Origin of the sequence: Chromobacterium alticapitis, from assembly GCF_002924365.1 — a bacterium.
GTDB classification, from domain to species: domain Bacteria; phylum Pseudomonadota; class Gammaproteobacteria; order Burkholderiales; family Chromobacteriaceae; genus Chromobacterium; species Chromobacterium alticapitis.
The window spans coordinates 105455-130108 of record NZ_PQWB01000012.1 but is presented as its reverse complement, the minus strand read 5'-3'; the positions used below and the strand labels follow the sequence as shown (position 1 = coordinate 130108).

At 64.1% G+C, this 24654-nt stretch carries 18 protein-coding genes; 9 read left to right on the top strand and 9 right to left on the bottom strand.

What is annotated here, in order from left to right; translation table 11 throughout:
* The first annotated feature begins 459 nt into the window (after window positions 1-459).
* Window positions 460-3339 carry an RNA 2'-phosphotransferase gene (locus tag C2I19_RS03745; protein WP_103901374.1) on the top strand — a complete coding sequence of 960 codons (2880 nt, stop codon included), beginning with the start codon at window positions 460-462 and terminating at the stop codon, window positions 3337-3339.
* Window positions 3340-3677: 338 nt separating this feature from the next.
* On the opposite strand, the gene C2I19_RS03740 is transcribed toward C2I19_RS03745, so the two are convergent.
* The 5 genes from C2I19_RS03740 to C2I19_RS03720 all read right to left on the bottom strand — a co-directional run bounded on the left by C2I19_RS03740 (window position 3678) and on the right by C2I19_RS03720 (window position 9717).
* Window positions 3678-4826, bottom strand: a complete 1149-nt coding sequence (locus C2I19_RS03740) for a branched-chain amino acid ABC transporter substrate-binding protein (protein WP_103901373.1) — start codon at window positions 4824-4826, stop codon at window positions 3678-3680.
* A gap of 100 nt (window positions 4827-4926) precedes the next feature.
* Complete coding sequence (locus C2I19_RS03735; protein ID WP_103901372.1) at window positions 4927-6186, bottom strand: NAD(P)/FAD-dependent oxidoreductase; 1260 nt, start codon at window positions 6184-6186, stop codon at window positions 4927-4929.
* Window positions 6187-6189: 3 nt separating this feature from the next.
* Window positions 6190-7764: an aldehyde dehydrogenase (NADP(+)) gene (locus C2I19_RS03730; RefSeq protein ID WP_233201099.1), complete on the bottom strand. Its 1575-nt coding sequence runs from the start codon at window positions 7762-7764 to the stop codon at window positions 6190-6192.
* 20 nt (window positions 7765-7784) lie between these two features.
* Window positions 7785-8732, bottom strand: a complete 948-nt coding sequence (locus tag C2I19_RS03725) for a dihydrodipicolinate synthase family protein (RefSeq protein WP_103901370.1) — start codon at window positions 8730-8732, stop codon at window positions 7785-7787.
* Window positions 8733-8790: 58 nt separating this feature from the next.
* A complete protein-coding gene (locus C2I19_RS03720; protein ID WP_103901383.1) occupies window positions 8791-9717 on the bottom strand; it encodes a 4-hydroxyproline epimerase in 927 nt (308 codons plus the stop codon).
* 311 nt (window positions 9718-10028) lie between these two features.
* On the opposite strand from C2I19_RS03720, the gene C2I19_RS03715 reads away from it, so the two are divergent.
* Window positions 10029-10868 carry an AraC family transcriptional regulator gene (locus C2I19_RS03715; RefSeq protein ID WP_103901369.1) on the top strand — a complete coding sequence of 280 codons (840 nt, stop codon included), beginning with the start codon at window positions 10029-10031 and terminating at the stop codon, window positions 10866-10868.
* A 154-nt stretch (window positions 10869-11022) separates the two neighbouring features.
* Window positions 11023-11847: an isocitrate lyase/PEP mutase family protein gene (locus C2I19_RS03710; protein ID WP_103901368.1), complete on the top strand. Its 825-nt coding sequence runs from the start codon at window positions 11023-11025 to the stop codon at window positions 11845-11847.
* 43 nt (window positions 11848-11890) lie between these two features.
* On the opposite strand, the gene C2I19_RS03705 is transcribed toward C2I19_RS03710, so the two are convergent.
* Genes C2I19_RS03705 through C2I19_RS03690 form a run of 4 tightly spaced genes read right to left on the bottom strand, consistent with a single transcriptional unit; the run spans window position 11891 to window position 17058 of the window.
* A complete protein-coding gene (locus C2I19_RS03705) occupies window positions 11891-12442 on the bottom strand; it encodes a cob(I)yrinic acid a,c-diamide adenosyltransferase (protein WP_103901367.1) in 552 nt (183 codons plus the stop codon).
* A complete protein-coding gene (locus tag C2I19_RS03700) occupies window positions 12439-15081 on the bottom strand; it encodes a hypothetical protein (protein WP_103901366.1) in 2643 nt (880 codons plus the stop codon). The genes C2I19_RS03705 and C2I19_RS03700 overlap by 4 nt, the downstream gene beginning before the upstream one ends.
* Entirely contained in the window at window positions 15078-15506 is a 429-nt protein-coding gene (locus C2I19_RS03695) for a DNA polymerase III subunit chi (RefSeq protein ID WP_103901365.1), read from the bottom strand. The genes C2I19_RS03700 and C2I19_RS03695 overlap by 4 nt, the downstream gene beginning before the upstream one ends.
* Window positions 15493-17058 carry a leucyl aminopeptidase gene (locus C2I19_RS03690; protein ID WP_103901364.1) on the bottom strand — a complete coding sequence of 522 codons (1566 nt, stop codon included), beginning with the start codon at window positions 17056-17058 and terminating at the stop codon, window positions 15493-15495. The genes C2I19_RS03695 and C2I19_RS03690 overlap by 14 nt, the downstream gene beginning before the upstream one ends.
* 195 nt (window positions 17059-17253) lie before the next feature.
* Between C2I19_RS03690 and lptF the strand changes: the two genes are divergently transcribed.
* From lptF to C2I19_RS03660, 6 genes are all read left to right on the top strand, one after another.
* Window positions 17254-18354, top strand: a complete 1101-nt coding sequence (gene lptF, locus C2I19_RS03685; RefSeq protein WP_103901363.1) for an LPS export ABC transporter permease LptF — start codon at window positions 17254-17256, stop codon at window positions 18352-18354.
* Window positions 18355-18367: 13 nt separating this feature from the next.
* Window positions 18368-19444, top strand: a complete 1077-nt coding sequence (gene lptG / locus C2I19_RS03680; RefSeq protein ID WP_103901362.1) for an LPS export ABC transporter permease LptG — start codon at window positions 18368-18370, stop codon at window positions 19442-19444.
* Window position 19445: 1 nt separating this feature from the next.
* Window positions 19446-22016, top strand: coding sequence for a [protein-PII] uridylyltransferase (locus C2I19_RS03675; protein WP_103901361.1), 2571 nt, complete (start codon window positions 19446-19448; stop codon window positions 22014-22016).
* A gap of 65 nt (window positions 22017-22081) precedes the next feature.
* Window positions 22082-22648, top strand: coding sequence for a GNAT family N-acetyltransferase (locus C2I19_RS03670; protein ID WP_103901360.1), 567 nt, complete (start codon window positions 22082-22084; stop codon window positions 22646-22648).
* 10 nt (window positions 22649-22658) lie between these two features.
* Window positions 22659-23924: a serine hydrolase domain-containing protein gene (locus C2I19_RS03665; RefSeq protein WP_103901359.1), complete on the top strand. Its 1266-nt coding sequence runs from the start codon at window positions 22659-22661 to the stop codon at window positions 23922-23924.
* 4 nt (window positions 23925-23928) lie between these two features.
* On the top strand, window positions 23929-24639 hold the full coding sequence (locus tag C2I19_RS03660; RefSeq protein ID WP_199181064.1) for an alpha/beta fold hydrolase: 711 nt from the start codon (window positions 23929-23931) through the stop codon (window positions 24637-24639).
* Window positions 24640-24654: the final 15 nt, after the last annotated feature.

Sequence of the window (24654 nt, the reverse complement as noted above, 5' to 3'; positions counted from 1 at the left end):
CATCACGTGGACCCGCGAAACGCTGGATGCAGAGATCTCGGCGCTGCTTGGTGGTTATGGCGACAAGTTTCAAATCAATTTTTCGTGATTACTTAACAACCGTTCTAAGGCACGGTATTGTCTTGCACAGACAAAAGCCCGCGTCTCTTAAAATGAGCGCGGGCTTTTTCATTGCTGGTGGACTGGGTTGTCAGCGATTCTAGCTAGATGGCTGGATCCTTTAGGACAATAGACACACCATGATGGGCCGCTGTGGCCGCTATTCGGCCGAAGTAGTCATGGCAAAGCCGCCCAGGTTATGTCCGCTTTGCGTAACAATCCAGACTTGCTCTTAGGCCGCACATTCTCGCTTGGTTTCTTAGTGCAAGAGCAAGAGCATCGGCTGCTTTTGGAGTCCCAACCGGCTACGCTATGCTTTATGACTTTTAAATTCCGTCGATTCGGGAGAAAAGGCAGGCCATGACACAAACTGATGAGATTGCGGGTGCGCTACACGCGTGGGCTCCGGAGCTAGGCGAAAGCTTTACTTCACTTGCCTACCTTGGGTCAGCGTCCTCGATCAGTTGGCTCACCAATTCCCCATTGTCGTCGGAGCTGGACTCAATCATTAACGCTGACAGCCATGCGTCCGCAGCCGAGCTGTGGCGCAAGGTACTCAGGGAGGGTGTTACCCTCCCGACGCCGGGACTCCTGCTGATACTCGAACATATGCGCCGAAACCCGGCCGATACGGGAAATTCATTGGCGATGATCAGTCTGGGGTTCTCCAGAACGCTAGCCAATGTTGCATTTAGAGCAGCTGATGCGTTGTACAAAGACGCCAAGGCAAGTTTTGCCGGTGATGAAATCGATATAGCCATCGCGCGATTCCGAACAGCACTGTCAGAGTTTCGGTTCTCCATCGAGAGTCAGTTCCTTTCGGACGACACAAGGCGAATAGCTACTGGAAAGTACGCGACTGCAGTTGCAATGATCGGGCGCTGGATCAACGTATCGCCTGAAGTGGTTTCAAGAGCCTTGCTGTACTCCCAAGAGTCGATGAAGCTTGGAAACGTGCAGCCTGAAACGCTTGTCTATCGGCTCGAGCTTCTGGTTCAACAGTTCGATCAAACCGGCGATGCCTCGCTATTGCGAGATGCGCTAGAGCTTCTTTCGGCGAATCAGAATCTCGCCGAGGGTTCGGAGATCGCCCAGGCCGAGGCTCGGTTACGCCTTGCACAACTCGCGGTGCCGGGATCCAGAGATGCTAGACGCTACCTTAGCAGAGCAGCGAGTCTGCTTGAGGAGTGCCGTCCACGGAACGGTGTTGAAAAGGCCCGCTGCAGCGTTCTGTCCACCCTAGTAGCGGAGGCCGAGCAGCAACAACTCGTTACGTCAGCCAGATCAATGGCGATCCCGAGAGGGCTCATCACTTCAATGGCTACAAAGCCATCTTGCGAACTCTGGGAAATCATCAGGCGAGTGATTGATGGGCTCGAAAATCTGCGAATCAGTAATGGGGTGGTTCCTGCAGCAGTGCTGAGTGCCCGATTCCTACGCCAGATGGTCGACGGACCAGTCGAGTTTCTTCAGCCGAAAGATTTTTCACGCTACGTGGAAATCACGGGATGGCTAGCTACGAAGGCATCCTGGAACAGACACGTTCAGTGGGAGGCTGGTGCAGCAGCGCTATCCGCGGCGAAGCAAACTGGAGATCAGGATTTGGCATGCCAAGCCCTGGAGATATTCGATGAACTTGCCGCCCGCCATTCGACTTGGCCGCTTCCGCGAATCGGCATTGCGCGAGTCCGAGAGTTCCTTGTCAGCGAATCTGGGGGGAGTGCTTCAGCTACTGCAGACAGTTGGCGGGACGCGGCGACACTTGCGCTGGGCTCAACCGTCTATGCACGATCGCACCTGGGTGGGCGCAATGAAGTCTTTGCGGTTGCCGACGCAAGAGGATTTCTGTCTGAGGCGTTCGTTTTTAAGAGGACAACCAAAGCCAAGGCTGAGCACGAAGCATCGATGCTTACAGCACTGCGAAACGAGATCAATCAGCAGGGCGATGCAAATCGATTCGAAGTACCTCGTTCGCTTGCGATCGTCGAGGTTCCTTTTGACGATGAGCGGCGATGGGTACACGTCTCTCAACGAGCTGTTGGACGATTGGTGAGCGAACTGCGCACTGAGGAGGCCTCAGGTGTACTTGAGCCGATCGTAGACCTTCTTGGGGTCTTCCATCGCATTGCTGGAAGCCCGCCGGCAGGAAAGTCAGCATGGCGGTCGCTGAAGGAGTATCTCAAGATGTGGTCGAGAACCCTATTCGAGCCGGAACAGGCTGAGCGCTTCGTGGATTCTCTGCGCAATCTCTTCCCAGAGAAACTATCGCTGGTAAGGAAACGGGATGGTCATGCGTCCAACTGGCTCGTGGACCCCGTAGGACGAATTGTCGCCATTGATCTTGAGTCCAGTGACTTCGTCCCGATTGGGTACGACGTTGCTCAATTGATCGAAGACAACGCCCTAGTACCAGCGAACCCAGAAGGCTGGTACAGGCGGCTAGCAATCATGGCGCGCTACCTATCTGGCATAGGAAAAACACTCAGCGACGCTGCTCTGACCGCTGCATACGGATGGTTTGCCCTTACCCGCGCGTTGCGGCTAGGCACTGAGAAGGAGGCTGGAAAGCAGTTGCGGCGCCACGCGCGCGAGCTGTGCGGATTGTTGATGGACTGCGGTGATGATGCGACCAAGGATTTGGCGCGAGTGCTACTTCAAGCGCTCTCGCGCACCGAACAGTCAGACATAAATGAGTCCGTCCCGACTCATGACCATCGGCGGTTAAGCACGGCGATGGCGTACCAGCTTCGTCACCAGGGCCCGAACAACGGTGTTCCGATCGATCAAGCCGGATTCGCGTCGATGGATGACCTAGCGCTCACTCTCAAAGTGGACTCGAGCCAGTTACTGGCTATCGCTGAGCATCCCGGCGAGCCAAGATTCGAGGTTCGAGACGGTCGCATCAGAGCGCTCTACGGTCACTCCCTAGACGTTGTCATTGATGTCGGCATCAAACTTGGCTCACCGGCTTCTCTCTTTCACGGTTCTAGCTGGTCGGCGCTGGACGCTATCATCCGTGAGGGCTTGGTCCCGATGCAGCGGCGCGTAGTCCATTTAACGAACATCGCTGAAGAGGCTATGGCCGTGGGCGAGCGGAAGGGGGCTCCCCTCGTCCTGGCGATTGATCAAAGCCACGATGAAGAGCCTGTAGCCGAAGGTATCTGGGTTTCAGCGGGTGTTCTGCCCCATCGCCTATCCATCGTGAATCCTTTCATTGAGGAGGCAGGGGTAGTTCGGTAAATACAAGCGGCCTTTCTATCGGATAAGTTATTCAAATGCCTATCTCCTTGCCGAGTGCATTACGACCACAGCACTGGGCGCTCTTGAATCGGTACTGCTGACGATCGACTCGCTTACGTCAGCAATCGAGGAAATACCGGCCATTCGCTCGAGGCCCCCTCAACGACAGCAAAGGCCGATAAGCAGCCCATCTGACTAGCTTAGTTGCAGTAGCCAGACATCCTCCCTCCTACGCCAAACCAACGCCCCAAATAAAAAAGAAGCCAGCCCCCAATCAAGAGAGCCGGCCCAAAGGCGGAGGAGTACGCCGGGGGAAATATCGTCTTGCCTGGCCGCGTTCAGCGGACCACCGTTTCCACGGTCCAGGCGTTGTTTTTCACCGTGGACAGCGTCACCGGCGCTTTCAATAGACTGCCGTTGGGCGCGAAGGCGAAGTCCGCGGTGACGCCGCTGTAGCGGATGGCGGCCAGCTTGGGCAGGTATTTGGCCGGTTCCACCGAGCCCGCCTGTTTCATGGCCGTGGCCACCAGCATCACGCCGTCGTAGAACTGCGGCCCCAGCAGCACCACGTCTTGATGGAAGCGTTCCTTGTAGCGGCGCTCAAACGCCTTGCCCGCCGGGCGGGCGCCGAGCACGCCGCCGGCTACCGCCGAGTAATGGCCGGCCGCGTCCGCGCCGGCCAGCTGGATGAAGGTGGGGGTGTTGAGCATGTCCCCGCCCATCAGCTTGGCTTTGAGCCCCAGCCGTTTCATCTGCTTGACCATGGGCGCGGCCTGGGCGTCGGCGCCGCCGTAAAACACCACGTCCGGGTTGACGGCCTTGAGCGAGGTGAGGATGGCGGTGAAGTCGGTGGCTTTGTCGGTGGTGAATTCGCGGCGCGCCACCTTGCCGCCGTTGGCGGCCACCGCCTTGACGAACTCGTCGGCGATGCCTTGGCCGTAGGCAGTGCGGTCGTCGATGGCGACGATGGTCTTGGCCTTCATCGTTTTAACGGCAAACTGCCCCAGCGCGCCGCCTATCTGGCTGTCGCTGCCCACTAGGCGGAAGGCGGTTTTGTAGCCTTGTTGGGTATAGGCCGGGTTGGTTGCTACGGACAATTGCGGAATGCCGGCGTCGGAGTAAAGGCGCGAGGCCGGGATGGACACGCCGGAGTTGAAGTGGCCGATGACGGCCTTCACGCCGGCATCCACCAGCCGCTGCGCCGCCTGGGTGCCGATGCGCGGGTCCGCCTGGTCATCCTCGGACACCAGCTCGAACTGGATCTTCTGCCCGCCCACCACCAGGCCCTTGGCGTTGACATCGTCCACCGCCATCTTGGCGGCGTTTTCATTGTCCTTGCCATAGTGAGCCTGCGGGCCGGACAGCGGGGAGGCGAAGCCTATCTTGACCACGGTATCGGCATGGGCCGCCGCCATGGCGAACGGCGCCATCATGCCGCCCAATGCCACCACCCAGTTCACTTCCGCAAACAGTTTGTTCCAAGCCATGAGATGTCTCCTTTGATGCTGCATTTACCGGGGAAAACCACCTGGCCCTCCCCGCCACTACTCCCCCGCCGCGGCCGGTCTGCGCCGGCCTGAGGCGGGGTCAAAAACGAGATAGCCGATACGGCTGCATGTCCAGCGCCGGAGTCCGTCCCTGCAGCATGTCGCGCAGCAGCGCGCCGGTGGTGGCCGCCAGGGTCAGGCCCAGATGGCCGTGGCCGGTGGCGAACCACAGCCCCGGCTGCGGCGCCGGGCCGATGATGGGCAAGGTGTCCGGCAGCGACGGGCGGTTGCCCATCCACACCGTCATGTCCTCGGTGGAGAAATCGCCGACGATGCGCTTGGCCTTGTCCAGCAGGATGTGGGCGCGGCGCCAGTCTGGCGGCGCGTCACGGTGCGCCAGCTCCACCGTGCCGGCCAGACGCAAGCCGCCGTTGGCCATGGGCAGGATGACGAAGCTCTCGCTGGCGCACTGGATGAAGTGGCGCAGCGTCACCCCGGCCTTGGGCAGGTTGACGTGATAGCCGCGCTCGCTTTCCAGCGGCACGCGGTATTGATGCTGTTTGACGAAGCGGTCGCTCCACACGCCGCAGGCGATCAGCACCGCGTCGGCGCGCAGCCGGCCCCTGCCGGCCGTTTCCACGCCGACTACGCGCCCGGCTTCCGTCGCCGTGGCCAGCGCCTCGTCCCGCACAAAGCGGCCGCCCTCGCGGATAAAGGCGTCGAACAAGCCGCGGCTGAAGACATAGGGATCGTCCACATGAGACCACGCCGGCACCTTGACCGCGTAGCGCCATTCCTCGCCCAAGCTCGCCTCTTCTCCCGCCAGCGCCTCGCGCTCCAGCGCCTGCCACTGCACGCCATGGCGGCGCTTGGCCTCCCAGGCCGGCGCGGCGGCGTCGAACTCTTCCCGGCTGCGATACAGCGTCAGGTTGCCGTGCCGCCGCCACAGATGGCCAAGGCCGGCTTGGGCGATCAGCCCGGCGTAGTCGTCGTTGACTCGGCCCAGCAGCGCGGCCAGAGACTGCGTCAGCTCCGCCACGCGCCGCGGCCGGCTGGCGGCCAGAAAGCGCAGCAGCCAGGGCGCCAGCGTGGGCAGGTATCGCCAGCGCAGGGCCAGCGGCCCCAGCGGGTCCAGCATCCAACCGGGAACCTTGCGCAGCACGCCCGGCTCGGCCAGCGGAATCACATCGCTGACAGCGAAAGCGCCGGCATTGCCGTAGCTGGTTTCCATCGCCGGCTCGCCGCGGTCCAGCAGCGTCACTTCGAAACCGGCCAGGCGCAGCTGCAAGGCGGCGGCGATGCCGACCACGCCGGCGCCCGCCACGATGACGGCCGCGCCGGGCGCAAGAGCGGGCGCCATCGCTCAGCCCTCCCGCCCGCCATCCAGCAGGCGGCGCAGCGCCAGTGGATTGGCGTGTTGCAATGCCTGCGGCAACAGCGCGTCCGGGAAGTCCTGGTAGCACACCGGCCGCAGGAAGCGCTGGATGGCCGCGGTGCCCACCGAGGTGGCGCGCGCGTCCGAAGTGGCCGGGTACGGCCCGCCGTGCACCATGGCGTCGCACACTTCCACGCTGGTGGGCCAGCCGTTCACCAGAATGCGGCCGGCCTTGCGCTCCAGCGTGGGCAGCAGCACGTGGGCCAGGTCCAAATCGCCCTCGTCCAGCTGCAGCGTGGCGGTGAGCTGGCCTTCCAGCTGCTCGGCCAACTCGCGAAATTCCCGTGCGTCCCGGCATTGCACGATCAAGGCGGCGGCGCCGAACACCTCGGCCCGCAAGGCCGGCTTGGCCAGATAGTCCCGCGCGTCGGCCAGCCACAGCTGGGCCTGGCACTGGTTCGGCCCGGTAGCCGGCAAGCCGGCGGCCGCCAGGCAGGCATGGCCGGACAACGCGTCTACGCCCGCCTGGTATGCGCGGCAAATGCCGGGCGTCAGCATGGTCTGCGCCGGGCTCTGCCGCAGCAGGGCGGACGCGGCGGCGATGAAGCCGTCCAGCGCCAGCCCTTGCTCCGCGATGATCAAGCCGGGATTGGTGCAGAACTGTCCCGCGCCCAGCGTCAGCGAACCGACGAAGCCCTTCGCCAGCGCCTCGCCGCGCGCCCGCAGCGCCGCCGGCAGCAGAAACACCGGATTGGTGGCGCTCATTTCCGCGTAAACCGGAATCGGCTCCGGCCGGTTTTGCGCCAGCCGGCACAAGGCCAGGCCGCCGCTGCGCGAGCCGGTGAAACCCACCGCCTTGACGCGCGGATCGGCCACCAAGGCCTGCCCTGCTTCGCGGCCTTCGCCGAACAGCAGCCCAAACACGCCGGCCGGGAGTTCGCATTTTTCCACCGCCCGCGCGATGGCCTGCCCCACCAGCTCGCTGACGCCGGGGTGGGCGCTATGGGCCTTGACGATGATCGGGCAGCCGGCCGCCAGCGCGGAAGCGGTGTCGCCGCCGGCCACCGAGAAGGCCAAGGGGAAGTTGCTGGCGCCGAACACCGCCACCGGCCCCAGCGCCACCTGGCGCTGGCGCAAGTCGGCGCGCGGCAGCGGCTGGCGCTGCGGCATGGCGGGGTCTACCCGCGCGTCCAGCCACTCGCCGGCCCGCAGCGTGCGGGCGAACAGCCGCAACTGGCCGCAGGTGCGGCCGCGCTCGCCTTGCAGCCGGGCGCGCGGCAGGCCGGTTTCGGCCATCCCGCGTTCTATCAGCGCATCGCCCAGCGCTTCTATTTCATCGGCTATGGTTTCGAGAAAGCGCGCCCGCGTTTCCGGCGCGGTTTCTCGGTAGGCGTCAAACGCCTCCCACGCCAATGCGCAGGCCTGCTCCACCTGTTCGCGGTCTGCGCCGGGGTAGCCCGGCTCCAGCGCTTGATCGGTGGATGGGTCTATCGCCCGGATCGTCTCGCGGCGGCCGGCGACAGCCTGCCCGCCGATAAGCATCTTGCCTGTCAGGTTCATCATGTTTCCTGTGTGATTAAGCGTCAGGCGACGTTCTGCTCGGCCGACCAATGGCGATACCACTCGCGGAACAGCGCGTACTGGGTCTCGGCATAGCGGCGTTGGGCGGCGCTCAGCGCGTCGGTCTCGTTGAAATGCAGCGCGTATTCCTTGTCGCCGTTCAGCACCATCAGCTGCTTGTAATACAGCACCAGGTCGCAGCCCTCGTCGAAGGAAGACAACACGGCCAGCGCCGATTCCAGCTCATGCGCGCGGCGGCGAGCGACGGCATCTCCCCTGGCCGCCGCCCGGCTCAATGCCACCAGATGCAGCACTTCGCGCGGCAGCGCGTTGCCGATGCCAGTGATGGCGCCGGTGGCGTTGCAATTGACGAAGCCGTGCACCACCTGGGTGTCCACCCCCACCATCAGCGTGACTTCGTCATCCTGGGAGGTGATGTGCTCGGCGGCGTAGCGCAGGTCGGCGGCGCCCCCGAACTCCTTGAAGCCGATCAGATTGGGATAAGCGCGGCGCAGCTCGAAGAACAGGTCGGCGCGGGTGGCAAAGCCGTAGTAGGGGCTGTTGTAGATCACCGCCGGCAGCTTGGGCGCGGCGGCCAGAATGGCCGAGAAATGCGCCTTTTGCGCGGCAGGCGACGCCCCGCGCGACAGCACGCGCGGGATCACCATCAGCCCATGCGCCCCCACCCTGGCGGCGTGGGCGGCATGGGAAACCGCCTCGCGGGTGTTGACGGCGCCGGTGCCGACTATGGTCGGCACGCCTGCAACCACCAGCCGCGCCACGCCCTCCTGGCGCTGGGCTTCGCTCAGCAGCGGCCAGTCTCCCATGGAGCCGCAGTACACCACCGCGCTCATGCCCAGGGACACCAGTTCCTTGCCCTTGGCCACCAGCGCGTCGAAATCCGGCTGGCGATCGGCGGTGCACGGGGTCATCAGCGCCGGGATGCAACCGGTGAAAATGTTATCGCTCATTGTTTTTGCTCCTTGCGGCATTCATTCAGGTGATAGGGATAGATAGGAGGCGCGGAGCTCAAATGCCCCACGCGAAGGGGTCTTCTTCGTCGATCAATAGCGTGGCGCGGGCCGTGATATGGGCGCGGCCGGTGATGTAGGGGCGGATGAAGTCACCCTCCCGCTGGTAATGGCCGACAAAGCGGCTGCCGGTGATGCCGGCCTGCACCCAACGCTCGCCTTCGGCCAGCTTGCCGTCGGCCGCCAGGCAGGCCAGCTTGGCGCTGGTGCCGGTGCCGCAGGGGGAGCGGTCATAGGCCTTGCCCGGACACATGACGAAGTTGCGGCTGTTTGCATGTTCATCGTCGGCGAACAGTTCGATATGATCGATGCGCGCGCCGTCGGCGCCGGTGATGCCCTGCGCTTCCAGCGCCTGCTGCACGGCCCAGGTAAAAGCGCTCAGCGCTTCGACATTGTCCAAGCGCACGCTCAGACCATGCTCGGCCACCAGAAAGAACCAGTTGCCGCCCCAGGCGACATCGCCGAGCACTTGACCATGCCCGGGCACCGCTACCGATACCTGCCGGCAGTAACGATAGGCCGGCACATTGCGCAGCGTCACCGATCCATCCTCGTGCAAGACGGCGCTGACCGGCCCCACCGGGGTATCGATCTTGTGCGTGCCGGGCGCGATGCGTCCCAGGTAGTGCAAGGAGGCGATCAGCCCTATGGTGCCGTGGCCGCACATGCCCAGGTAGCCGGTGTTGTTGAAGAAGATCACCCCGCAGGCGGCGTCGGGCGAAACCGGCTCGCAATACAGCGCGCCCACCAGCACATCGCTGCCGCGCGGCTCCAGCAGGCAGGCGCGGCGCCATGGGTCATGCCGCTCGCGCAGCGCGTCGCGCTTGTCCGCCATGGCGTCCCCCTGCAGGGCAGGAAAGCCGCTCAATACCAGCCGGGTGGGTTCGCCTCCGGTGTGGGAGTCGATGATCTCCAGCTGCTTCATTCGCTTGTCCATTCCAAACTCCATCCAGTCCGGCTCGCCATATCGTCGGCGCGCAGATTGTTGATTCCATTGAATCTCCACGCCGCATCCGCATTCGCTTCCACCCCGATAGCATGGCCGCGTTGCCGCCGACAATCTTGATGGTTATCATCAGTTGCGATGACGAAATCGGCATAGTTTGCGTTTCAAGGGGCATGGGCGGGCGCGGCAGGCCCCTACTTGGATGGCGCGCAGAATATCCGGGATGGCGGCGCGGCAACGGACGCCGACGGCCAAGCGCGGCGTTGGGCGCGCCAAGAAAGGCGGGATGGATGACGAGCGAGACCGTGGAAAAAATCGCCCGCTGGCGGGACGCAGTCCGCCCGGCGACGATAGACGAGCTGCTGGCAGGCATGGCGCCGCTATTGCCGGTGCTGGATCTCATCCCCAATGCGGCCATCTTCATCAAGGACGGGCAAGCGCGCTATCTTTGCGCCAACCAGACGCTGGTGCAGCGCTGCGGGCTGAAGGACTTGCAGCCGCTGCTGGGCAAGACCAGCGCGGAAGTGTTCCCGGCACAGTTGGGTTCGGTCTATACGGCGCAGGACATCAAGGTGCTGCAAGACGGCCAAGTTCTGGAAAGCCAACTGGAACTGCATCTGTTCAAGAACCGGGAGCCGGGCTGGTGCCTGACCTACAAATGGCCGTTGCGCGACCGGCAAGACGAAATCATCGGCCTGATAGGCATCTCGCTGGACCTGCAATCAGCCAGCCAGACCCACCCGGCTTACAAACGCCTGGCGGCGGTGGACGAGTTCATCCGCCGCAACTTCAGCCAGCCGGTCACCATGGCGGAGCTAACCGGCATCGCCGGCATGTCCGCCGCCCAACTGGAGCGCTACTGCAAAAAAGTGTTCCACCTGTCGCCGCGGCAGATGATACACAAGGCCAGGCTGGAGCACGCGCACCGGCTGCTGCATGAGGATATGGCCATCACCGAAGTGGCCCTGCGCTGCGGCTATGCCGATCACAGCGCCTTCAGCCGCCAGTTCAAGGCCCTGACGGGCTTGACGCCGCGCCAGTATCGCCAGGAACTGGGCAAGCCTGACATTCGACCGGCCATAAGTATGGAAGGTGCGCCAACAGCGCCGCCGCGCATGCAAAAAGCATGATAGCTTGCGCTATGCCGAGTCAACGCCCGCCGACTCCCCTCCTCCACGCGCGCGGGCTCCCCAGGCTCAGGCAAACGTCACCCGCACTGGCTTCACCATGCACAGCAGTTGAATAAACCTCAGTTCATTCACTTGAAAAGCGAAAGGGGCATTCATGAACACACTCACGCCATCCCAGAAACGCGCCGCATTCCGGGAATTGCATCGGACAGGCTGCTTCGCCTTGCCCAATCCATGGGACGCAGGCAGCGCCGCAGCCTTGGCGGGCTTAGGATTCAAGGCGCTGGCCACAAGCAGCGCGGGGCACGCCTGGTCGCTCGCGCGGGCCGATGGCCAGCTTTCTCGCGCAGAAACCTTGGCCCACATGCGAGACATGGCGCAGTCGACAAATTTGCCCATCAATGCCGACTTTCAGAGCGGCTTCGCCGAGACGCCGGCCGGCGTGGCGGAAAGCGTGCGCATGGCCATCGACACTGGCGTGGCGGGCGTCTCCATAGAAGACGCTAGCGACAATGCGGAATCGCCGCTCAGAGACCTGCCGGATGCCGTTGCCCGCATGCGCGCCGCGCGCGCGGCGATCGACGAAATGGGAGGGGATGTCCTGCTGATTGGCCGCGCGGAAAACTTCTTCGTGGGCCCCGCGGATCTTGAAGACACGATCACGCGCCTGAAAGCCTATGCCGAAGCGGGAGCGGATTGTCTGTACGCGCCCGGCATCAAGACGCGCGAACAGATTCGCGCCGTAGTGGAAGCCGTCGCGCCCAAACCCGTCAATGTGCTGATTGGCTGGACAAGCGATCTAACCATGCAGGATATGGCGGCGCTCGGGGTCAGGCGCGTCAGCGTAGGCGGCGCGCTGGCCCGATCCGCCTGGAGCGGCTTCCTGCGCGCGGCTCGCTCCCTCGCCGAGCAGGGCCGCTTCGACGGCATTGCCGCGACGCCTGCCGGAGCGGAGCTCAACCAACTCTTCAGGAAGTGATCGGAAAACGCAAATCCGGCGCCCGCGGGCGGCGAACGGGCGCTTAGCGCGCCCGGCCCGGCTTCCACAGGACGTCTGACACGCCCCCTTCGCGGTTCAGATAGCGCGCCAACACAAACAAGAAGTCAGACAGGCGGTTCAGATAGCGCCGCAATGGAGCGGATATTTCCTCCCCGCGCGCCAGCGCGACTACGGAACGCTCCGCCCTGCGGCAGATGGATCGGGCTTGGTGAGCCAGCGCGGCCGCGCGCAGGCCGCCAGGCAGAATGAACTCCTTCAGCGGCCCCAGCTCTTCGTTCATGAACGCCACCAAACCTTCCAGCGCCTGGACATGCCCATCCTGGATGGCGAGATAGCCGGGAACGGCCAGCTCCGAACCCAGATCGAACAAATCATGCTGCACCTCGGCCAGCCATTCGGCCATGGGCTCAGCCAGTTGCTCCGCCAGCAGCACGCCGATGGCCGAATTCAACTCGTCCACATCGCCCAGCGCCTGGATGCGGGCGCTGTCCTTGGCTACGCGACTGCCGTCTCCCAGCCCGGTGGAGCCGTCATCCCCGGTTCGGGTCACGATATCGGACAAGCGATCGCTCATTCCTGCTCCCCCTCCTTCGCGCCGATGCCGGCATCGTTCAGCGCCTGCCGCAGGCTTTCCTTCAGGGCGTCCCCGAACAGCATTTCGTAGTCTTCCTTCAACTGGTGCATCATGCCGGACAGCATCTGCTTGGCCTGCGCCTCTATCGCATCCTGCAGCCAGAGCGACAACTCCACCTTCATCCTCGGCAGCATCTTGTCATACAGCGCCTGGTACAGCGCCTGCTCGTCGAACGGCGCCGGCGCGGGCCGACTGGCCGGCGCGCCGGCAGAAGCCAGCGCGGACACCTGGACAACCGACACCGCAGACTCGGCCGCGGCATCCGGCAGCGGCGGCACGGTATGCGTCTGCCCGCGTTCGAGCAGCCCGGACAAGGCCGGCATATCCTGATCATCCGTCGCCAAAGCCGGCGTCGGCACTTCCTCGTACAGCGCCTCGACCATGTCTGCCGTCGCCGTAGCAGCAGAGACGGCCACGGCCGACTCCGATGCGGCGGACGCCATTTCCGATCCCGGCACAGCCTCAGCCAGCGGCGCAACTGCCTCCGGCTCGCCTTCATGCATCAGTTCGAGCGCTGCGGCCGACAAATCCGGTTCGACTTCCCGCTCAGGCTCGATCACCGCCTCAGCCGTCAGCGCAACCTCTTCCGGCTCGCCTTCGTACAACAGTTCAATGCCAGCCGCAGACAAGTCTGTTTCGACTTCCCGCTCAGACTCGATCACCGCCTCAGCCAGCGGCGCAACCGCCTCCGGCTCGCCTTCGTACAGCAGTTCGATGCCAGCCGCAGACAAGTCTGTTTCGACTTCCCGCTCAGGCTCGATCACTGCCTCGGCCGCAGGCGCAACTACCTCCGGCTCGCCTTCGTACAGCAGTTCGATGCCAGCGGCGGACAAATCCGTTTCAACTTCCCGCTCAGGCTCGATCACTGCCTCAGCCGTCAGCGCAACCTCTTCCGGCTCGCCCTCGTACAGCAGTTCGATGCCAGCCGCAGACAAGTCTGTTTCGATTTCCCGCTCCGGCTCGATCACTGCCTCAGCCGCAGGCGCAACTACCTCCGCCTCGCCTTCGTACAACAGTTCAATGGCGGCCGCAGACAAGTCTGTTTCGACTTCCCGCTCAGGCTCGATCACTGCCTCAGCCGCAGGCGCAGCCTCTTCCGGCTCGCGCTCGCCAAATGCCGAGAATGCTGCGGCAAGCTCCGCGTCCGCCTCATCCGCCAATCGCGCCTCATCGACACTTGCAACAGGTCCAAGCGCCTGCTCGCCGGAGAAGGAGGACCATTCGGCGCAAAACTCGGCATCGCTCTCCGCGGCCGGCTCCGCTTCGCTCATCGCAGGCGGCGCCATGCCGCTGGATGATAAGGCGGATTCGTCAAAGGCAGCGAACGCCGCAGCCAGCTCCGCATCGGCGTTTGTCGAATCCACCGCCTCGACAGCAAGCTCCGGGGACGGGGTTGCCCGCCTATCCGCCTCGTGACTTCCCGCATCCGCCGCCAACGCAGCGGGAATCTGCTCGGCAGCGTCCTCCTCCATAAACGGCAATGGCGGCTCGGACCTGGCTGCCATGTCCAATGTCGCAGCGACCGGCTCATCCTGCGGCTGCGCGCTTTGGGCTTGCTCGGCCCAAGCATCAGCCTCTCGCTCAGCTTCCGCGCCGAAGGCGCCGAAAGCGTCAAGCTCATCCGCCAGCGCCGCCACCGCTTCCGCGGCGTCCGACGAAGCGTCAGGCGACATAACAGAGGCCGGAACCGCTTCGTTCTGGCCGGCGGCTTCCGGTTCAGCCGGCGCGGCCGCCGACTGGGCGCGCTCTTCCGCCAGCACGCGCTCCGCCTCAAGCAGCACGTCCTGCAATGAAGGCGCTTCGACTGGAGCCGCCGCCGCAACCGCGCCGGCCGGCTTGGGCAATTCGTTCAACCATTCCAGCCCCGTCTCCGGCGCCGGTTCGCGGCCTATGCCGCCGCCCAACACGCCGCTAGGCAAGCTGTCCAGCGGGATGGAAACGAAGGGGTTGGCAACAGGCGGCTGCGGCTCCACAAGGGGCTCCGCCTGCGAAGAAAACACGTCGGGTTCCGGTGGGTTAGCCTCTTCGGCCGCCCATGCGGGCGGCTCATCCGGCATGGCAGGCTCGGCGGCAGGCAGCCGCGCGGCTGCGGCCACCACATCATCCCAACTCACCTCTTCGGCGGACAGTCCCGCCAAAACGGGGAGTTCGTCCTCCGCCGCGGCCTCGTCCACCGCGGACAAGTCCGGGTAAGCGTCCGCCATCGGCATCGCCGAGGGCTCGCGCGGCTGCAATACGAAATCCAGCGCGGTGGTTTCGTCCGGCGCGTCCCCATCCAGCTCCAGGGACGGCAAGGCGCTGAAATCCAGGGCCGCCGCGGCCGGCTCCATGGCAGGCGGCTCATGCTCCAGCAAATCCGCCAGCGTGAGCTCGGGAATTTCCAGCGTCGCGCCGCCGTCCTGCCGCTCGTCCTCCAGCTCGTGCGCCAGCAGGTCCAGTTCGCTGGAGAAATCGAACTCCGGCACATCGCCGGCCTCTTCGGCCAGCAAAGGCACCGCCTGCTCTTCCACCACCTCGGTCAGCACCGGCAGATTCAGGCCGGACCAGTCGGGTTCATTGGCTTTCGGCGACTCAGTCATGTCTGCGTTTGACTCATGTCGTGATGTTCTACCGCGCAGCCTCGCTCGCGATAGGCGCGAAAACGCTCGCGGGCGGTCGCCAGCGAGTCCGGATCGCGCCCCACGATTTCAAGAATGCGCTCAAACCGCTCGAATGCATAGGGCAATCGCGGTCCCAGGTTCAGCAAGACCGGATGCGCCAGATCGTCCGGCAGGCGCGCGGCCAGCCATACCGGCGTTTCCGGCGCTTCGGCCGCTTCCAGCCGGCAATGCGGCACGAAGCGGGTATCGCCGAAGCTCCACAGCCGGTTGCTGAATACCTCGACATCGCGTTCGCTGTCGAGCCAAATCAGCAACCGCTCCTTCTTGCGCTGCACCGTATCCGCCAACCTGCAGGCGAAGGCCTGCGGGTCGGCGACATTGGTGTAAAAATCAATCCTGGTCATCTTCCGCCACTTCGGGCGCCTCGCGACGCGGGCGGCCGCGGCGAACCACGTTGCCCAGCGCGATGTCGGCGCGGTCTTGCAGGAACTGCACCAGCAGCGGCACCGGACGCGCGGTGGCGCCCTTGTCCTTGCCGCCCTTCCAGGCGGTGCCAGCGATGTCCAAGTGGGCCCAGTCGTAGGCCTTGGCGAAACGCGACAGGAAGCAGGCCGCGGTGATGCTGCCGCCCGGACGGCCGCCGATATTGGCCATGTCGGCGAACGGGCTCTTCAGCGACTCCTGGTACTCGTCCCACAGCGGCATATGCCAGGCGCGGTCGGCGACTTCTTCGCCCGCGGCCAGCAGTTCGCGCGCCAGGCTGTCCTGATTGCTGTACAGGCCGGTGGCGATATGGCCCAGCGCGATCACGCAGGCGCCGGTCAGGGTAGCCACGTCGATCACGGTGGCCGGGCTGAGGCGTTCGGCATAGGTCAGCGCGTCGCACAGGATCAAGCGGCCCTCGGCGTCCGTGTTCAGGATTTCAATGGTCTGGCCGGACATCGAGGTGACGATGTCGCCCGGCTTGTTGGCATTGCCATTGGGCATGTTTTCGCAGGCCGGCACGATAGCGATGATGTTCAGCGGCAGATTCATTTCCACCGCGGCGCGGAAGGCGCCCAGCACGGTGGCCGCGCCGCACATGTCGTACTTCATCTCATCCATGCCTTCGCCCGGCTTCAGCGAGATGCCGCCGGAGTCGAAGGTGATGCCCTTGCCCACCAGCACGATGGGCTTGTCGTTCTTGTCCTTGGCGCCGTTATGCTTCAGCACGATCAGGCGCGCCTCTTCCACGCTGCCCTTGGCAACCGACAGGAAGGAATGCATGCCCAGCTCGGCGATTTCGCCCGGGCCCAGTATCTCGGCGCCGGCGCCGAAGGTTTCGGCCACCTTGCGCGCTTCGTCTGCCAGATAGGACGGCGTGCACACATTGCCCGGCAGATTGCCCAGGTCTTTGGCCAGCTTCATGCCATTGCCGATGGCCAGGCCGCGTTGCAGGCCTTTCTCGCCATCCGCCAGGTCGCTGCGGCGCGGCACGGCCAGCGTCAGCTTGCGCGGTTCGCGCGCGGACTCGTCCTGCTTGCTCTTGAAGCGGTCGAAGCGATACAGCGCGTCCAGCGTCACCACGGCCGCTTGTTCGATCATCCACTCCACATCGTGCTTCTTGACCGTCAGTTCGGACAGATAGCTCACCGCTTCGCCAGCCGCGGTCTGGGTCAAAGCCTTGACCGAGGCGCGCACCGCTTCGCGGTATTCCTTGGCGCGGAATTCGCGCTCCTTGCCCAGACCGACCAGCATCACGCGGTCGCATAGGGTATGCGGCACCGAATGCAGCACCAGCGTGCTGCCCAGTTTGCCCTCCATATCGCCGTGGCGGAGCACGTCGCTGATGAAGCCGTTGGAGATGCGGTCCAGCAGGTCCGCGGCGAATGTCAGCTTGCGGGATTCGTAAACGCCGACGATGACGCAGGCGACGCGCTGCTTCTCCGGGCTGCCGCTTTTTATGTTAAATTCCATAGGTACTCCGCTGTAGAACGAGTGTCGTCGCTCACCCTCATGACGGCCGTCTAAGCTCGGGGAAGACGGACGGCTAGGCCGTCGGTGAACGAAGGATTGTTGTATTGATCCAAATTTGCCGAAAACGGCGCTTCAGAATTGTCTCATCGAATTATCACAATGCTTTTCACAAAAAGTCAAAAAGGCACTGAATAAATGGTTTTTCAAAAAAGCCTGACTCGCGAGTTGACTTTAACCGCCCTGGGCGTCTTCGTCGTGTTGCTGGCCATCATTGTCTCCACTCAGGCCATCAATATGCTGGGCCGCGCCGCCGAAGGCCAGATCGCCAACGAGGCCATCACCGCGCTGATAGGCTTCTGGACGCTGGGCTTCTTCCCGGTGCTGATGATCCTGACCGTGTTCGTCAGCGTGCTGGTGGTGCTGACCCGCGCCTGGCGCGACCATGAAATGGTGGTCTGGCTGTCCGCCGGCCTGTCGCTGCGCGACTGGATATGGCCCATCATGCGCTTCACCCTGCCGCTGGCCACCCTGGTGGCGGGCGTCACCCTGTTCGTCGGCCCCTGGGCCGATCAGCGCAGCCAGGACTACGCCGAAATCATCAAGCGCCGCGAGGAGATTTCCGCGATTTCCCCTGGCGTATTCAAAGAGTCCTCTTCCTCGACCAAGGTTTACTTCATTGAAAGCTATTCCGGCCTGAGCGGCGCGGCCGCCAATATCTTCATGCAAGACATGACAGATGGCAAAGTCAGCACGATTTTCGCCAAACGCGGCTACATCACCACGCGCAAGGATGGCGAGCGCGTATTGGTGCTGGAAGACGGCAAGCGCTATGTCGGCGATCCGGGCAAGGCCGATTACCAGATAGGCGAATTCAAGCGCTACACGGCCAGCATAGGAGAAAGCCAGTCCAGCACAGGCCCAGCCGGCAACCGCCAATCCATTCCCACCCGCATGTTGCTGGGCAGCGGCAACCCCGACTACAAGGCCGAGCTGGCCTGGCGGCTGTCCATGCCGCTTAGCTGCATCGTGCTGGCTTTGCTGGCGCTGCCGCTGTCCTACTACAATCCGCGCAGCGGCCACACCTACAATCTGCTGTTCGCGTTGCTGGCCTTCTTCGTCTACCAAAACGGGCTGACCGTCGCCCGCAACTGGATTTCCCAAGGCAAAACCGGCTTCTGGTCCATCGCGCTGGTGCATGCGCTGATGCTGCTGCTAACGATGGCGCTGCTCAAGCATCGCAACCGCCCGCAAATTCCGTTCAGCCAATCGCTGGCCCAGATGTTCGGCAAAAACTGATTCGAAACCCCCGATGAAACTGATCCACCGCTACATCATCAGCACGCTGACCCAGTCCACGCTGTTCACGCTGCTGGCGCTGCTCGGCCTCTATGGCTTTTTCGACCTGCTGGGCGAGGTGCCCGCCCTCGGCACCGGCAATTACAACGCCGCCGCCATGGCCACTTATGTCGCGCTGCTGGCGCCTGGCCACGCCTATGAGCTGCTGCCGCTGGCCGTGCTGATAGGCGGCATGGTGGCGATGACTCAGCTGGCCAGTTCCAGCGAGTACACGGTGATCCGCACCTCCGGCGTCACGCTGCAGCAGATCGCCGCCACGCTGCTGAAATTCGGCCTGGGCTTCGCCGTGCTGACCATCGTGCTGGGCGAATTCGTCGCCCCCTGGTCCATGCAGGAGGCGGAGCGCGGCAAGCTGACCGCCACCCACTCCATCATCGCCCGCGAGTTTCGTTCCGGCACCTGGGTGAAGGACAACCAGAACTTCATCAATGTGCGCGAAATGCTGCCGGACAATACCCTGCTCGGCGTGCGCATCTACACCTACGACCAGGACTTCCGGCTCACGCGCACCCGCCTGGCGGAACGCGGCACTTTCTCCAAGCAGGATCACAGCTGGCAGCTGGAAAACGTCAAGGAAACCGTGCTGGGCACCGACCGCACCGCCAGCGCCTTCTATCCTACCCTGCGCTGGAAATCCATCGTAGAGCCGGCCATCCTGTCCGTGCTGCTGGTGGTGCCGGAACAGATGTCGGCGCTGAATCTGCTGACCTATATCGAGCACCTGAAGAAGAACAAGCAGCAAACCCAGCGTTATGAGATCGCGCTGTGGAGCAAGCTGTTCTACCCGCTGGCCTGCATTTCGATGGCCCTGGTGGCGCTGGCCTTCACGCCGCAGCAACGCCGCCACGGCCAGCTCGGCATCAAGCTGTTCGCCGGCATCTGCCTGGGCGTGACCTTCCACTTCGTGAACCGCCTGTTCGGCCACCTGGGCCTCTTGTACGAGTGGAACGCCATCCTGTCGGCCACCCTGCCCACCCTGCTCTTCTTCCTGGGCGGCATCGCCATCATCGCCAAACAAGAAAGACGCTGACATGACGCTCGCGGCCACACCCCTGCAACACTGGCGGCAGACGCTGGCCGGCAAGCGACAACAACTGGCAGAACGCTATCGCGAAACGCGCGACGCCTCATCCTACCTGCGGCACTACAGCCGCGCGGTGGACGAAGTGCTGGCCGCGCTGTGGCGCGAACAGAGCCTGGACGGCGAGGCCAGCCTGGCGGCGGTGGGCGGCTATGGCAGGGGCCAGCTGTTTCCGGGATCGGACATCGACATCCTGATCCTGCTGCCGGACCCGACGCCGGCCGCGCTGAACGAAAAAGTGGCCGGCTTCATCGGCCTGCTGTGGGACATCGGCCTGGAAATCGGCCACAGCGTGCGCACGGTGGCCGAATGCCTGAGCGAAGCCCGCGCCGACATCACCATAGAAACCAATCTGCTGGAAAACCGCCTGGTGGCTGGCCCGCTGGCGCCGTGGCTGCAGTTGATCCAGCAGCTGGAAGCTCAACGCGACCCGCTGGCCTTTTTCGAAGGCAAAACCCGCGAGCAGCAGCAGCGCCACACCAAGCACTTCGGCGTCAGCAACAATCTGGAGCCCAATCTGAAGGAAAGCCCGGGCGGCCTGCGCGATCTGCACACCATTTTGTGGATCAGCAAAGCCGCCGGCCTGGGCGAAAACTGGGACGCGCTGGTGCGGCGCGGAATCTTGACCCTGGCCGAGGCGCGGCTGATCAAGCACAGCGAAGACGAGCTGCAAAAACTGCGCATCGATCTGCACCTCTTGGCCCGCCGCCGCGAAGACAGGTTGATCTTCGACCTGCAGCAGCAAATGGCCCAGGCCTGGGGTCTGGCCGACACGCCGGCCAAGCGCGCCAGCGAACAGCTGATGCAGCTGTACTTCCGCGCGGCCAAGACCGTGAATCAGCTCAACGGCATCCTGCTGCCCAATCTGCGCGGCCGCATCTACTGCCAGGTGCCGCGGGTCACCCAACACATCAACGAGCATTTTCACGCTGTGAACGGCATGCTGGGCATACGCGAAGTCCACGTCTTCGACCGCCACCCGCACGCCGTCCTGGAAGCCTTCCTGACGCTGCAGCGCCACCCCGAGCTGTCCGGCTTCGCGCCGCGCATGCTGCGCGCGCTGTGGCACGCCCGCAGCCTGATCAACGGACGCTTCCGCCAGGACCCGCGCAACCGCGCAACCTTCCTGCAGCTGTTCCGCGAGCCATCCGGCCTCACCCGCACGCTCAGGCGCATGAATCTGTACGGCATCCTGGGCCAATACCTGCCCAATTTCGGCCAGATCATAGGCCAGATGCAACATGACCTGTTCCACGTCTACACCGTGGACGAGCACATCCTGATGGTGGTGCGCAATCTGCGCCGCTTCGCCATCAGCGCCTACAACCACGAGTACCCCTTCCTGTCCCGGCTGATCAATGATTTTGAACGGCCGGAGGCGCTGTACCTGGCCGGCCTGTTCCACGACATCGCCAAAGGCCGCGGCGGCGACCACTCGCAGCTGGGCATGGCCGACGCCGAGGCCTTCTGCCGCAGCCACGGCTTGTGCGAAGAAGACTGCGAGTTGATCGTCTGGCTGGTGCAGCACCACCTGACCATGTCCAGCATCGCGCAGAAACAGGACATCTACGACCCGGAAACCGTGCAGCGCTTCGCCGAGCTCGCGCAGACTCCGCGCCGGCTGGCCGCGCTGTACCTGCTGACCGTAGCCGACATCCGCGGCACCAGCCCCAAGGTGTGGAACACCTGGAAAGCCAAGCTGCTGGAGGATCTGTACCACGCCACGCTGCGCGTGCTGGCGCGCGGCGGCGAAATCGACGTCGCCTCCGAGCTGGAGGCGCGCAAGAAGCAGGCGCGCGCCCTGCTCAGACTGCACGCCATCCCGGATGGCGTGGAGGCCGGATTGTGGGCCCAGCTGGACACCGTCTATTTCCTGCGCCACGAGGCCAAGGAAATCGCCTGGCACGCCCGCGCGCTGAACCGCCAGCTGTCGCCGGACGTCCCGCAGGTCAAAGCCCGGCTGGCCGACGACCATGACGGCATCCAGGTGCTGGTTTACTCACCGGACCGGCCGGAGCTGTTCGCCCGCGCCTGCGCCTTCTTCGGCCGCACCAATTACAGCATTGCCGACGCCAAGGTCTACACCACGCGCCATGGCTACGCACTGGACACCTTCCATGTGTTCGTGCCGGAGCATCATGACGGCGATTACCGCGACATGATCAACTTCATCGAATTCGAACTGGCCGCCGCGCTGGCGGAGGACAAACCACTACAATTGCCGCCGCAGGGACGGATCAGCCGCCATCTGAAGCATTTCCCCATCACGCCCCAGGTCTCCATCCGTCCGGACGACAAGGACAATTACTTCATCCTGTCCATCGTCGCCGGCGACCGCCCCGGCCTCCTGGCCCGCATCGCCAAGGTGCTGGCCGATTACCGCCTCAACGTGCAGTCCGCCAAGATCATGACGCTGGGCAGCCGCGCCGAAGACTCCTTCCTGATTTCCGGCCCGGGACTCAAGGACGACAAGAACTCGCTGGCGCTGGAGGCGAAGCTGATAGACGCGCTGCGCGTCTAAGATTTCCCATTTGAATATTTCATGCCAAACGTTACCATTGCATCGAACAATGCAAGGAGCATGAAATGGACGATATTCTGCGCGACATCCCGGATCAGATCGAAAGCGAGCGCCTGATTCTGCGCAGCCCGCAACCGGGCGACGGCCCCATCGTATATTCCGCGGTCTGCGCTTCGCTGGAAGCGCTGCGGGCCTTCCCGGCCTCCATGCCCTGGGCGCTGGAAGAACCATCAGTCGATATCTCGGAAACCTTCTGCCGCCAGAGCCGCGTCGATTACCTGGCCCGCAAAACCCTGACCATGCTGCTATTCCTGAAGGACGGCAGCCACTTCGTCGGCGCCAGCGGGCTGCATGCCATCAGCTGGAAAAACCGGCGGGCGGAAATCGGCTTCTGGGTCCACCATGACTGGCAGGGACAAGGCCTGATCAGCGAAGCCGCGCGCGCCATCTGCGCCTTCGCGCGGCAGGAGCTGGGCCTGCGCCGCATCGCCTGCTTGTCCGACGAACTAAACGTGGCCAGCCGCCGCGTGGCGGAGCGTGCCGGCTTCACGCTGGAAGGCATCATGCGCCAAGAGCGCATCGCGCCGGACGGCAGCCTGCGCAACACCGCCCTGTACGCCCTGACTAACTAGGCGCCCCCTCATGGACTTGCTGACGCCCTATCTGGAACAACTAAGCGCCGCCGGCAACTTCAGCGGCGTCATCCTTGCCGCCGAGGGCCAGCGCCAATGGCTGCGCGCTTACGGCCTGGCCGATGTTTCCAGCGGCCGCGCCATGACGCCGGATACGCCGCTGCGCATAGGCTCGCTCAGCAAGAGCTTTACCGCGGCCCTGATCCTGCAGCTGGTCGACCAAGGCCGCCTGGCATTGGAACAGCCCTTGCGCCCCTTGCTGCCGCAACTGGACCTGCCGGCCGAGATCACCGCCGGCCAGTTGCTGCGCCATCGCTCCGGCCTCGCCAACCACACCGCCCTGCCCGACTACTGGCCGGACCGCATGCGCCGCCGCTGGACGCCGGACCAATTGCTGAACGATATGCTGGCCAGGCCGCTGCTGTTCGCGCCCGGCAGCGATTGCGCCTACAGCAACACTGGCTACGCCCTGCTGGCGCGGCTAGCTGAAACCGTCGGCGGCCAGCCCTTTGCCGTCCAGCTGCGCCAGATGCTCGATTCATTGGGTTTGAGCTCGATACAAGACGAAATGGCGTCGCCTGCGGCAGACGCCGCGCGCGGTTACTGGCTGGATAGCGCGTGGACAGAGGCCGAACCTCTGGACATCAGCAACGGCTACGGCGCTTACAGCCTGAGCGCCGCCGCGCCCGGCCTGCTGCGCTGGTGGCGCGCCGCGTGGCGCGGCGACGCGCTCAGCCCGGCCAGCCGCGACTGGATGTTCGCCACGGAGGACGGCGCGGACGACTTCGCCGCCGGCTGGCACCGCGAACATGGCCCGCAAGGTCCGCTGATCTCCCATATCGGCGACGTCAACGGCTTCATCGCCGCGCTATACGCCGAACCGGCGCAGGACCGCTGCGTGATCGTGCTCAGCAATCTGGCGCAAACCGACGCCTGGGCATTGGCGGAAACCATGGCGGGCTTGCTGGATGGACAGGAATGCGCCGCGCCGGGCCTGCCTGCCCCAGAACTGACGCTGCCGGCATGGACGGATGGCGACTATCTGGACGCGGAGGGCGGAGAACTGTCCATCCGCGACGGCGTGGCCCGCATGCGCCGGCGCTACGGCGTCGCTTGCTCATGCCCGCTGCTGGCCGTCAGCTCAACGTCGGATGCTTGCGAGGCCATCGCGGACAGGGTTCCCGAACAACTATCCTTCCGCCGCGATGCCGACAACATCACACTGATCCACCATTGCGGCCAGTCCCGCCGCACGTATCGAAAACTCATGGTTTAAACGCATGCGATCCCTGAAGCTTCCCGATCTCGACGTCCATCTGCGCTATCACGACCTTCCCGGCCACGGCGCGCCGCTCATCATGCTGCACGGCCTGGGCTGCGCTTCATCCTTCGACTACCCGCGACTTTTGGCCGAGCCTGGCCTGGCAGGCCGCCGCGCGCTGTTGGTCGACTTGCTGGGCTTCGGCTTCAGCGACAAACCGGAGGATTTCAGCTACACCCCCGGCGCTCAGGCCCGCGCGCTCGCGCAATGGATCGAACATCTGGATTTGCTCGAATTCGATCTATTCGCCCACAGCATGGGCGGCAGCATCGCCATCGAACTGGCCACCTTGATGCCGGCTCGCATCCGGAATTTGGTCTCGGCCGGACCGAATCTGGATAGCGGTGGCGGGACTTATAGCCGCTCACTGGCGAGCTGGAGCGAACAAGACTACGTCGCCACCGGCCATCATACGAGCTTTAGGCCCCGACAACCCCGGTTGGGCCGGCAGCATGGCCGCCGCCTCTCCCCTGGCCGTGCACCGCGCGGCGAAGGGGCTGATAGCAGGCAGCCCGGTCAGCTGGCGCAAGCAATTGCTGGCGCTGAGCATGCCGCGTTGCATCATCTTCGGCGAACGCTCCCTGCCCGACCCGGATACGGCATGGCTGCCGCGCCACGGCATCGCTACCCGCATCGTCGCCAATGCCGGCCATTCCCTAGCCTGGGATAATCCAGCCGGATTCGC

Bases quoted from the DNA above. Each gene is read 5' to 3' on its own strand.
- C2I19_RS03745 (WP_103901374.1), top strand. From the start codon at position 460: ATGACACAAACTGATGAGATTGCGGGTGCGCTACACGCGTGGGCTCCG.
- C2I19_RS03740 (WP_103901373.1), bottom strand. From the start codon at position 4,826: ATGGCTTGGAACAAACTGTTTGCGGAAGTGAACTGGGTGGTGGCATTG.
- C2I19_RS03735 (WP_103901372.1), bottom strand. From the start codon at position 6,186: ATGGCGCCCGCTCTTGCGCCCGGCGCGGCCGTCATCGTGGCGGGCGCC.
- C2I19_RS03730 (WP_233201099.1), bottom strand. From the start codon at position 7,764: ATGATGAACCTGACAGGCAAGATGCTTATCGGCGGGCAGGCTGTCGCC.
- C2I19_RS03725 (WP_103901370.1), bottom strand. From the start codon at position 8,732: ATGAGCGATAACATTTTCACCGGTTGCATCCCGGCGCTGATGACCCCG.
- C2I19_RS03720 (WP_103901383.1), bottom strand. From the start codon at position 9,717: ATGAAGCAGCTGGAGATCATCGACTCCCACACCGGAGGCGAACCCACC.
- C2I19_RS03715 (WP_103901369.1), top strand. From the start codon at position 10,029: ATGACGAGCGAGACCGTGGAAAAAATCGCCCGCTGGCGGGACGCAGTC.
- C2I19_RS03710 (WP_103901368.1), top strand. From the start codon at position 11,023: ATGAACACACTCACGCCATCCCAGAAACGCGCCGCATTCCGGGAATTG.
- C2I19_RS03705 (WP_103901367.1), bottom strand. From the start codon at position 12,442: ATGAGCGATCGCTTGTCCGATATCGTGACCCGAACCGGGGATGACGGC.
- C2I19_RS03700 (WP_103901366.1), bottom strand. From the start codon at position 15,081: ATGACTGAGTCGCCGAAAGCCAATGAACCCGACTGGTCCGGCCTGAAT.
- C2I19_RS03695 (WP_103901365.1), bottom strand. From the start codon at position 15,506: ATGACCAGGATTGATTTTTACACCAATGTCGCCGACCCGCAGGCCTTC.
- C2I19_RS03690 (WP_103901364.1), bottom strand. From the start codon at position 17,058: ATGGAATTTAACATAAAAAGCGGCAGCCCGGAGAAGCAGCGCGTCGCC.
- lptF (WP_103901363.1), top strand. From the start codon at position 17,254: ATGGTTTTTCAAAAAAGCCTGACTCGCGAGTTGACTTTAACCGCCCTG.
- lptG (WP_103901362.1), top strand. From the start codon at position 18,368: ATGAAACTGATCCACCGCTACATCATCAGCACGCTGACCCAGTCCACG.
- C2I19_RS03675 (WP_103901361.1), top strand. From the start codon at position 19,446: ATGACGCTCGCGGCCACACCCCTGCAACACTGGCGGCAGACGCTGGCC.
- C2I19_RS03670 (WP_103901360.1), top strand. From the start codon at position 22,082: ATGGACGATATTCTGCGCGACATCCCGGATCAGATCGAAAGCGAGCGC.
- C2I19_RS03665 (WP_103901359.1), top strand. From the start codon at position 22,659: ATGGACTTGCTGACGCCCTATCTGGAACAACTAAGCGCCGCCGGCAAC.
- C2I19_RS03660 (WP_199181064.1), top strand. From the start codon at position 23,929: ATGCGATCCCTGAAGCTTCCCGATCTCGACGTCCATCTGCGCTATCAC.